Source organism: Streptomyces sp. MS191 (assembly GCF_008042125.1).
GTDB lineage: Bacteria > Actinomycetota > Actinomycetes > Streptomycetales > Streptomycetaceae > Streptomyces.
On record NZ_RDBI01000206.1, the window covers coordinates 1 to 9,822 of the forward strand.

Annotated in this window: 13 protein-coding genes; 5 read left to right on the forward strand and 8 right to left on the reverse strand. The window is 72.2% G+C overall.

Annotation, left to right across the window (positions count from 1 at the left end; genetic code table 11):
• Positions 1-873 (forward strand): hypothetical protein (locus EAO71_RS36430; RefSeq protein WP_261992523.1); only part of this gene is annotated, 873 nt, incomplete at its 5' end.
• Positions 874-993: 120 nt separating this feature from the next.
• Here EAO71_RS36430 and EAO71_RS36435 read toward each other — a convergent pair.
• The gene (locus EAO71_RS36435; RefSeq protein WP_147982071.1) at positions 994-1,290 is read right to left on the reverse strand and encodes a DUF3253 domain-containing protein; all 297 of its coding nucleotides are present in this window, start codon (positions 1,288-1,290) and stop codon (positions 994-996) included.
• 447 nt (positions 1,291-1,737) lie between these two features.
• On the opposite strand from EAO71_RS36435, the gene EAO71_RS36440 reads away from it, so the two are divergent.
• The 3 genes from EAO71_RS36440 (at position 1,738) to EAO71_RS36450 (ending at position 3,492) form a co-directional block, all read left to right on the forward strand.
• The gene (locus EAO71_RS36440; protein ID WP_147982072.1) at positions 1,738-2,388 is read left to right on the forward strand and encodes a DUF4360 domain-containing protein; all 651 of its coding nucleotides are present in this window, start codon (positions 1,738-1,740) and stop codon (positions 2,386-2,388) included.
• A gap of 191 nt (positions 2,389-2,579) precedes the next feature.
• Positions 2,580-2,879, forward strand: coding sequence for a hypothetical protein (locus EAO71_RS36445; RefSeq protein WP_147982073.1), 300 nt, complete (start codon positions 2,580-2,582; stop codon positions 2,877-2,879).
• A 121-nt stretch (positions 2,880-3,000) separates the two neighbouring features.
• Positions 3,001-3,492: a hypothetical protein gene (locus EAO71_RS36450; RefSeq protein WP_261992524.1), complete on the forward strand. Its 492-nt coding sequence runs from the start codon at positions 3,001-3,003 to the stop codon at positions 3,490-3,492.
• 156 nt (positions 3,493-3,648) lie between these two features.
• Here EAO71_RS36450 and EAO71_RS36455 read toward each other — a convergent pair whose 3' ends face one another.
• From EAO71_RS36455 to EAO71_RS38115, 3 genes are all read right to left on the reverse strand, one after another.
• Entirely contained in the window at positions 3,649-4,866 is a 1,218-nt protein-coding gene (locus tag EAO71_RS36455) for a phospholipase D-like domain-containing protein (RefSeq protein WP_261992525.1), read from the reverse strand.
• A gap of 142 nt (positions 4,867-5,008) precedes the next feature.
• Entirely contained in the window at positions 5,009-5,320 is a 312-nt protein-coding gene (locus EAO71_RS36460) for a hypothetical protein (protein ID WP_147982074.1), read from the reverse strand.
• 91 nt (positions 5,321-5,411) lie between these two features.
• Positions 5,412-5,858 (reverse strand): pyridoxamine 5'-phosphate oxidase family protein, encoded by a 447-nt coding sequence (locus EAO71_RS38115; RefSeq protein ID WP_187282982.1) that lies wholly within the window; start codon positions 5,856-5,858, stop codon positions 5,412-5,414.
• 255 nt (positions 5,859-6,113) lie between these two features.
• Between EAO71_RS38115 and EAO71_RS36470 the strand changes: the two genes are divergently transcribed.
• Entirely contained in the window at positions 6,114-6,659 is a 546-nt protein-coding gene (locus tag EAO71_RS36470) for an SRPBCC family protein (protein WP_147982076.1), read from the forward strand.
• Between the two features lie 198 nt (positions 6,660-6,857).
• Here the strand turns inward: EAO71_RS36470 and EAO71_RS36475 are convergent, their stop codons facing one another.
• From EAO71_RS36475 to EAO71_RS36485, 4 genes are all read right to left on the reverse strand, one after another.
• A complete protein-coding gene (locus tag EAO71_RS36475) occupies positions 6,858-7,229 on the reverse strand; it encodes an SsgA family sporulation/cell division regulator (protein ID WP_261992526.1) in 372 nt (123 codons plus the stop codon).
• A gap of 373 nt (positions 7,230-7,602) precedes the next feature.
• Positions 7,603-7,776 (reverse strand): hypothetical protein, encoded by a 174-nt coding sequence (locus tag EAO71_RS38120; protein WP_187282983.1) that lies wholly within the window; start codon positions 7,774-7,776, stop codon positions 7,603-7,605.
• A gap of 103 nt (positions 7,777-7,879) precedes the next feature.
• Positions 7,880-9,547 carry a sodium/solute symporter gene (locus EAO71_RS36480; RefSeq protein WP_147982078.1) on the reverse strand — a complete coding sequence of 556 codons (1,668 nt, stop codon included), beginning with the start codon at positions 9,545-9,547 and terminating at the stop codon, positions 7,880-7,882.
• On the reverse strand, positions 9,547-9,822 hold a 276-nt coding region (locus EAO71_RS36485), incomplete at its 5' end, for a hypothetical protein (RefSeq protein ID WP_187282984.1). The genes EAO71_RS36480 and EAO71_RS36485, both read right to left, overlap by 1 nt.

Below are 9,822 nucleotides of genomic sequence, written 5' to 3' on the forward strand. Positions count from 1 at the left end.
CTGCCCGCCCTACCGAGTGAGCGACTGATGCCTTCCTTCGACGTGACCCGATCCCGTTTCCGGCTGTCCGACGACGACGTCCTCGTCCTCGCCCGGCTCGCGACCGGCCGGCCGGTCCCGGAGTCCATGGCGCCCGCCGCGGCGCGGCTGCGGGACTGCGGTCTGACGAACGACGCCGGGGAGTTGTCCGCGCTCCTGCTGCCCCTGATGCGGACCCTCGTCCAGCCGTCGGTGATCGTCTCCCTGGAGGCGGGAGGCCGGCAGGGCACCCTCCACCACGGGCTCCTGATCGGCGAGGACCACGTCGTCCGCCACGAGACCTGGCCGGGCCAGGAGGAGGCGGAGTACCGGCTCGCGGAGCCGAGGACGGTCGTGTGGACCCTCGCCGACCTCGTCGGTCTGCGGCAGTCGGAAGTCGCCGGGCCCGGCGAGGAGGAAGTCGTGGAGACGACCGTGGGCGCTCTGGAGGCGGGGCTTGCGGCCCTGGAGAAGGCGGCGGGCACACCCGGCGCGGACGAGCGGACCGCGGTCACCGCGGCACTCGGCGAGGCGGGGGCGACGGACGCCGTCGCCGCCCGGCTCGCGGAGCTGGTCGTGGAGCTGCGCTCCAACTGGCGTATGACCGCCGCCTGGCAGGGACAGGAGGACGGTGTGCGGGGTGTGGCGGCCCGCACGGTCGCCGCCTGGGACTGCGGTCCGCTCGGCACGTGGCTGCGGGAGCTGCCCGCCGAGCCGATGGCTGAGGGCGGGGCCGACGCGGGCAGCCCGTTCCGGCTGAGGCGAGTCGCCCCGAAGCGGATCTGGCAGGAACTGACCTCGCTGCTCCCCGACGCCACGGAACTCGTCCGCGAGCCGGCCCTGCCGCAGGCCTGAGCGCGCCCGGCCGACGGGCCCAGCAGCTGCGGCGCGGTCGGTGGGGGCCGCAGGGGCTCCGGGCCACGGAGGTGGTCCGTACGGGAGGTCCGCCGGTGGGGGTGTCAGCCGTTGGGGGTGTCAGCCGGTCCGGCGGATACGGATCGGGCCGCGGGCCGTCGTCGGCTCGACGGGGCGGCCGCGCTGGGTGATCTCCACCTCGCCGGCCTCGACCAGCCGCCGGGCCGCGCGGCGGGCCGGCTCCATCAGGTCGCGCCAGCCGTCCCCGTCCTCCGCGTACACCGCCCTCGCGGCGTCGGAGGGACAGATCGTCGCGCTCGGGCCGCGCCGGTCCAGCAGCTCCAGGATCGCCCGCTCCAAGCGCCGTCCGGTCTGCCCTTCGGTCTGCCGTCCGGTCTGCCGTTCGCCGTCCGTCACTCCACCAGTGTCCCCCGCCACCCGGGGAACGAGGGCGGCGAACGCCCGATCCCCTCGCGCGGCGACGCGCCCGCTGAACCGTCGAGGGGCACGTGGGGCGCCCGGTTCGTGTGGGGCGCCAGGGGCGTCACCCGCTGTTCCGAGCCAAAGGAAAGCCCTTTCACCTGGCCATAGTTGGCCGGGCGACCGCCTGTCCTGCCGCGCCAGGGCTTCTAGCATTCGACCACCCCCGCCCGCACCGGTGGGGCGCCCGGGGTCAGTCACTGACATGTACATGATGCTTCAACCGTTGTCGGCTGCACTACCCCTTCGCACCATCGATGTCCTCGATCCATCGCACCAGGTCCGTGACGGCCGCCCCGGTGGCGCGCCGCACCCCCCGCCCCGCGACCGGGCGCACCCGTGCGCCCGCGCTCGCCCGGCACCGAAGCACTGGATGGGAGAACCATGAGAGTCCCCCTGCTGGTCAGCGGAGCGATAGCCGCGCTGTTCGCCTCGGCCCTGCCCGCGCACGCGGGCCCGTCGTCGATCGTCGACCCGCCCCCGGACAGGATCGTCATCGACATCGCCACCGTGAACGGGTCCGGCTGCCCCCTGGGCACCGCCGCCATCGCCGTGTCCGAGGACAACACGGCCTTCACCGTCACGTACAGCGAGTACCTGGCGCAGGTGGGCGGCAACTCCTCCCCGACCGCGGCCCGCAGGAACTGCCAGCTCAACCTTCTGGTGCACGTGCCCCAGGGCTTCACCTACGCGATCGCCAGCGCCGACTACCGCGGCTACGCGTCACTCCGCCCCGGTGCGAGCAGCACCGAGAAGGCGTCGTACTACTTCCAGGGCTCGCCGAACACGGCGTCCCGGACGCACACCTTCCGGGGCCCGTACGAGGACAACTGGCAGGCCACCGACGACACCGACTGGGCGCAGCTCGTGTGGGCGCCGTGCGGTGTGCAGCGGAACTTCAACATCAACACCGAGCTCCGGGTGAACGCCGGCACGTCGAACCCGGCCACCACCAGCTACATGACCATGGACTCCACCGACGGCGACATCAGCACCGTCTACCACCTCGCATGGAAGGAGTGCCCCGGGCGCTGACGCCGCGCGGCCCCGGCCGGGTTCCCCCTTCCCGGCCGGGGCTCCGTCCTTCCGGTGATCCGCCTTCCGGTCGGCGCGCGGGTCGCCGACTGGTCCGCGGGACGGGATGGAGAGACGCTGGTGGTACGGGCCTCCGGGTGTGAACCGCGCGCCTCCGGCAGCGCCTGCCCGGGCCGAGAAAGGCCGCCATCATGCGTATGTTGCTGAAGGTTCAGATGGACACGCAGACGTCCAACGAGGCCATCAAGCAGGGGACCCTCCAGAAGACGGTGGAGAAGGCGATGGAGGCGATACGCCCCGAGGCCGCGTACTTCACCACCGAGAACGGCAGCCGCACGGCGTACATCTTCTTCGACCTGGCCGAGTCCGCCGACATGCCGAAGACGGCGGAGCCGTTCTTCCTCGAACTGGGCGCGAAGATCTCGTACACCCCGGTGATGAACGGTGAGGACCTGGCGAGGGGTCTGGCCGCCATGGAGGCCGGCGGCTGAACCGTCGCGCCGGAGAGCGGCGCCGCGAGACGTCGTCACCGTGTGCGCACGGGCTCCCGGCAGGGGCGACGCGTGCGGCACCCGGACGGGTACGGATCCATGGCCGGGGCACACGGTTCTCATGCGCGGACAACACGCACGTCCCACGAGCACCTTGTTCGGGCCTGCCCTCACGGGCAGCCCATCGACGCCCGGCCACGGTGGTGCCAGGCATTCACGACCAGGACGGCTCCGTGGCCGGCTCCGGCGCCGGATCCTGGCCTACCGGGCGATCGACTTCCTGTCGACGCACATTCCGGGAGCCTCCGGGCCGGACGAGGAACGCCTGCTCCTCGTCCACATCCGGCAGGTCGTCGGCCAGGTCCACTACCGGATCTGCGCCGACTGCGCCGAGGGGGTCATCACCGCCGTCGTCATCGAGGAGCGCTTCCACAGCACCGGCCTGGGCACCCGGGCGCTCTCGCACCTGCGCTCCCGCCACCCGGGGATCACCTGGCGCAGCACCTCCCGCGCCCGCACCACGCGCGATCTCCTGCGCCGCATGCGGATCCGTACGACCGCCTCGGCCGCGACCTGCGCCCATGAGCGGAGGCCGCACGAGGGCGATTCCTGATCCGGTGGCGACCACGTGCGCGACGGATCGCTCCGCCCACGGCGCACGTTCTTTTCGGTCCGGTCGAGGTGTGGACCGGCCGGAGCGGGGCAGGCGCTGTGCAGGTCCGGCGTTCCCCTCCCCCCTGGGGCGCCGGACCGCATCCGTGTGCGGGGACTACAGGAAGCGTCTGACGGGAACGACGGCCGCTTCCCGCAGACGCTGCACGGCCGCCCGCCGTCTCCAGCGGCGCAGGTCGATGGTCACGCTGCGTTCGAGGTCCGCGTCGTAGTCCTGGTCGAGTGTGGCGGTGAAGTTCTCGTCCAGGACGGCGAGCATCACTTCCTCGTCGTGGTCCATGGAGCGGCGGTTGAAGTTGGTGGAGCCGATCAGTGACGCCACGCCGTCCACCGTGATGATCTTGGCGTGCATCATCGTGGGCTGGTACTGCCGGATGGACACGCCCGCCTCCAGCAGGCGGGTGTAGTGGTGCTGGCCGGCGAGCTGGCACGCACGCTGGTCGGTGTGGGGGCCGGGGAGCAGAATCTCCACCGTGACGCCCCGGCGGGCGGTGGCGCACAGCAGGTCGATGAAGTAGGTGTCCGGGGCGAAGTACGCGGTGGCCAGGCGGAAGCGCTGTTCGGCCGAGGTCAGCATCACGCGGATGAGGGTCTGCATGTCCTGCCAGCCGAAACTGGCAGAGCCGCGCACGACCTGCACGGTCGAGGTCCCGACCTGGGTGTGCTCGGTGAAGCGGTCTCGGTCGTCGAAGAGTTCGTCGTGGCACTCGGCCCAGTTCTGCGCGAAGGCGGCGGCGATCCCGTCCACGGCCGGGCCGCGGACCTGCACGTGGGTGTCGCGCCACTCGCCGGGGCCGCGGGCGTCACCGCACCATTCCTCGGCGATGCCCACACCTCCGGTGAAGGCGGTGTCCTCGTCGACGACGAGGGCCTTGCGGTGGCAGCGGTGGTTCTGCTTGAACGGCGACAGCCACATCGGTCTGCGGAACCAGGCGATCTGTACACCGGCGCCGCCCATGGCATCGAGCAGGCCCGGTTCGATCTCCTTGGCACCGAAGCCGTCGAGCAGCAGGCGCACCCGCACGCCCTCCCGGGCCCGGTCGGCCAGGGCGTCGGCGAAGTCGCGGGCGATCTGACCACGCCAGTACACGAAGGTCATCATGTCGATGGTGTGCTCGGCGCCGCGTATCGCATCGAGCATGGCGGGGAAGATCGCGTCGCCGTTGCGCAGCGGCAGGAGTTCGTTGCCTTCGGTGGCCGCGATGCCGATCAGGCGCTCCAGCCGCCGGCGAAGGCGCTGCTTGCGGCCCTCCACATCGTCACGGGTCTCCTGACCGGTGTCATCGGTGGGTTCCGCGTTCTCCAGGATGCTCATGCGTTGCCTTTCAGCGGCTGAGAGTGGGTTGCCGTTTGATTCATGGAGCTGTCGATCGGGGCGGGCCGCTCCGGCGGGCCGGGGTGGTGTGGACCGCGTCGCCGGGGGTGCACCTTCCCCGCGGGTCGCCGGCCCTGTGGCCTCAGTCGTCCAGCGCGGCCAGACCGTCGCGCCAGCGCGCCTCCCGCTCGGCCGGGCCCTGCTCCCACCACGGCGTGCCGCGCTCGCCGAGCGCGACTTTCGCTCGCTGTACGCGCTTCCGGGCTTCGCCCTCGGCGACCGGGTCGTGAGCGCGCCGCGCCTGTGCGACCGCCCTGCGAGCCGCCATCAGGTGGACCCGCAGCCGGGCCTGGGCCTCATCGGGCACCGAGGGGTCGGTGGCACGCCAGCGGCGGCCGTCGATGACGACGTGGTGGCCGTCGGGGGTGGCGGCCGGCGGAGGGTTCCTTGTCACCGAGTGCGGTTGCCCGCTTCGGGTGGCGGCCAATCCTGCCGGGTCGGCGGCCGGCTCGGACGGGGTTCTGGGACACCCGCGGGCCGGAACCTCACCACGGCCCGGAGGTCTCCCGCATGACCGCGGCAGGGGTTCGGAAGTCACCGAGCCGCGCCCACGCGATCCTCACGCGGACGACGACGATCCCGGGGTCGTGGAGGGAGGACGCGAACTGGGGGAAGGCGGTCTCGTAGGCGTCGGCGCAGCGCTGTCGCTCTTCACCTGACGGGATGTCGGCCATTCCTTCCAGTTGGAGGGTCACGCCCTCCCGGCCCCCGACGACCACGGCTACGCGCCCGTCCCGGCGCAGGTTGGCCACCTTGCGCGAGACCTCACGCGCGTCCAGCACGAGGTCGCCGCCGTCGGTGATCGCCAGTGTGAGGTACGCCGACTGCGGAGCGCCCTGGGGCCCGAGTGTCGAGAGCACGCCGTCCCCGTGCTCGCGGACGAACGCCACCACCGATTCGCGGTCCAGGGGACTGTCGAGGAACTCCGTCACGAGGGAGATGCTAGGGGGTGTCTTGTCGATCAGGCCGGGAGCCCGGCAGGACGCCCCCCAGGGGTGTTGCGGAAGTCCCGCCGTCCCCGGCGGGCGTACGAAGCCGGTGACGCGGCCGTCCGCTCCTGAGTGGGACGGGACCACGTCCGTGCCGGCGGGCCGGCCGGGGGCATCGGGTGTGAATGAGTCGCTCGGGTCCGGGTACGCGGCGCAATGAGACCGAATGAGCGGCAAAGCCGCGAAGGAGGAGAACTCATGAGCATGGTGAAGGAAACCATCGACGTCGACGTCCCCCTGCGCCACGTCTACAACCAGTGGACGCAGTTCGAGGACTTCCCGAGTTTCATGGAAGGCGTCGAGGACGTCCGGCAGATCGACGACGAGCACTGCCACTGGAGGACGAAGATCGCCGGGGTCAAGCGCGAGTTCGACACCGAGATCGTCGACCAGTTGCCGGACGAGCGCATCTCGTGGCGCACGGTCGACGGTGACGTGCGGCAGAAGGGTGTGGTCACCTTCCAGCAGATCGACCCCGCGCACACGCGGGTGAGTCTGGCCATGGACTTCGAGCCCGAGGGCCTGGCGGAGAAGACCGGCGACGCGCTCGGGGTGCTCGACCGCCGGGTCAAGGGCGATCTGAAGCGGTTCAAGGGCTTCATCGAGGAACGCGGCCGTGAGAGTGGCGGCTGGCGCGGCCGGATCTCCCCGGGCGGGACCGACGCGGGCGTGCCGCAGATGGGCGGCACGCGGACGACACCGGGAACCCTTCCGATCGATCCGGACGACATGCGGCACGGCTGACCTTCCCGCAGCGGTCCTCCGGGTCCTGTAGCGGTGCCCCGAGCGGACGCCCCCGCGTGCTTCGTGCACGCGGGGGCGTCCGGCATGGCGCAGCGGTGCGGGACCGGGGCCGACCGGGTCTCCTTCCCTGCACCCGGCTGCGTCGGGGGCCCGAGTGGCGTTCCGGGCGCGACGGTGCCGGTCGGCGGCGGAACGCCGTCAGCCGTCGAGGTGGTCGAGGAACGGCTGCCAGTCGATGTGCGCGCCCTCGCTGCCCGGCGGGACGAGTACGTACGTCTGGCGCACCATCTCGGTCAGGTGGTCGCGGTCCGCCAGGACGGTCGCGGTGTCCCCGGGCGGGCCCAGGCGCAGCAGGACCTTGTCGCCGGCGGTGGGGCGAAGGTGGAGGTCGCCCCTTCCGGTGGGGGCGTGGGCGCCCGCGGTGATCATGTCGCGGTCGACACGCCAGAGGATCACGCCCTCGCCCAGGAGATGGAAGGCGATGCCCACGGTGAACGGGTCGCGGGAACGGTAGGTGAGGGTGGTGTCGATCCGCACCGGCCGCAGACCGGTGAGGAGTTCGGTCGTCATCGTCTGGGTGAGCGTCTGCGCGGGCGGAAGGCCTGCGGAGGTGGGCTGGGGCACAGGGTTCTCCGGCTTCGGGCGTCGCGGGCGTCCCTGCGCTTCTCACCGGCGCGGCATCCGTCACGCCCCGGAATCGTGAAGTGACGGCACGGGAAGCGTCGAGATTTCGTGAAGACGGTCGACACGTGACGAGGGGACGGGATTCCGGGCGAGCGCGACGGCCCGCTGAGGGCGGCCGCTTCGGTAGCCCTGTTCGCGCCGTCCTTCGGGGCGCCGGGCTGCCCGCCTCGTGCGCTCCGATCGCCCTGCCGGGACCGGCCCGCGCGACGGCAGCGCCCGGCACGCTCGACCGGGCGCCGATCCGCAACCGGGCTCCGCATCAGAATCCGATGCGGTCCTTGCCCTTCTCCTTCAGGTGCCGGGCCTTGCCGCGGGCCTGCAGGGCCGCGCCCTTGACTCCGGTGGTCCTCTTGCCGGTCAGGTGGGCCGCCTTGCGCATGACCTTCCCGACGACCTGCTCCAGTCGGGCCTTCGCCTTCTCTCGCGTGCTCATGTCCACCCTTTCAGAGAAGCTCCTCTTCGCCTTCCCGCTGTTCCGGCGGGGAAACGCCTGCTGCGGGGCCGGAGGAGCGCGCCCGTCTCCGGCCCGCCGCGGTTCAGGTCCGGCTGCGGTCCGGCGCCTCCCGTTCCGGCGCCTGCGCCGCCCACCCCGCCGGCACCTGCTCCGTCCGTTCCGTCGGCTCCGTACGCCTGCGGCCGTGGCCGGCCCCGACGACGCTGCCGATCCAGCCGAGGAGGAAGGCGGCGGGTATCGACACCAGGACGACCGTCTGGAGCGGGAACCAGTCGAAGTGCCGGTCGGGGAAGAGCGCGAGGGGGTTGCCGGACGTGACCGGGCCGGACGCGAAGAGCCCGACCGCGCAGCCCAGTCCGCCGTAGAGGGTCCAGAGCAGTCCCCGCCGGTTGTAGCCCCGCCAGCGGAAGGCGTACACGAGCGCCGGGAGCAGCGTGGACGCCGCCACCGCCAGGGAGAGGGCGGTCAGGAACTGGATGTTCCACCCCTGGAACCAGACCGCCAGCGTGATGCTCAGCAGTCCGACGACGGCGGACCCCACGCGCGCGGCGGCCACTTCGCGGCCCTCGGTCGTCCGCCCTTGCCGCAGCGCGTGCGTGTAGAGGTCGTGCGCGATGGTGCCCGCCGCGGCCAGGGTGACGCTCGCGACGACCGCCAGCGTGGTGAGGAAGACACCGGAGGCGACCAGGACGATGAGCAGTGCGCCGCCGGCGTCGGCGGAGGAGCCGCCGGCCAGTTCGCCGGCGGCCATCACCAGCGCGCCGTTGGCTCCGGGATCCGCGGTCAGGATCGCCGGTGTCCCGATCAGGGCCGCGGCCGCGAACCCCATGAGCACCGTGGCGCAGCAGAACGCGCCGACGATCGTGATGGTGTGACGCACCGTTCGGCGGGCGTCGGCTTCGTCGGGCGCCGTGCCGAGCTGGTTGGCGACATGGGGCAGGCAGGCCACCCCGAGCACGATGGTGAGGACGAGGCCGACGAAGTCGAGGGTGGGTTCGGCGCTGCCGGCGAAGCGCAGTCCCGGGCGCAGGTAGGCGGCGGGCCGGCCGCTTCCCTGCCGGGCGGCGTCGATGAGCGCGTCGGTGCTCCAGTGGAAGCGCTGGAGCAGCACGACGGTGACGGCCAGGGCCATGCAGAGCAGCACGACCGTCTTGATGACCTGGATGGTGACCGTGCCGCGCATCCCGCCGAACGCCGTGGTGCAGACGACGAGGGTGCCGATCATGACGACGGCGGTCTTCTCGACGCCGGGGCCGGACAGCCCGAGCAGCGCCGCGGTGGTCACGCCGGCCCCGGAGAGCTGCACCACGAGGTAGGGGACGCAGGTGCTCAGGGTGACCACGGCGACGGCGATCCGGGTCGCCCGCCCGGGGGCGTTCAGGGCGAACGTGTCGCCCAGGGTGTAGCCCGCGTTCCGGCGCAGGGGGCGGGCGAGCAGCAGGAGCACCCCGAGCGAGAGCACGGTGCACAGGGCGATGAACAGGCCGTCGTAGCCGTAGACCGCGACGCTGCCCGTGGTGCCGAGGACGGTGGCGGAGGAGAGGTAGACGCCGGAGAGGACGAGGGCGCCGCGCAGGGGACGCAGGGTGCGGCCCGCCGTGTAGAAGTCGTTGATGCGGTCCCTCGGGGGGCCGCTGAGGACGCAGAGGAACAGGACGGGCACGATGAAGGTCACGAAGCACCCGAAGATCAGTGTCCGGTTGCCGAGGTCGAGCGGCCCCGGTGTGGCGAGCAGGACGTCCGGTGTCATCACCACCCTCCCCTCGTACGGGCCGTGAGGTGTCCGCCCTGGCCGGGGGTAGCGGGAGCGTCCGCCTCGGCCGCCGGAACGTCCGTACGCCGGTCGTAGCGCACCGCCGTGACGACGAGCAGCGCCGCCTGGAGCAGGAGCGCGGTCACGCCGAATCCGGTCCCGCCACGAGAGGGAGCGGCCATGACGTCGGTGGTGCAGACGAGCAGGACGTGAACGGCGAAGGTCGATCCGTTGATCACCGCGAAGGCGAGGCCGGGGCGACGGTGCGGGGA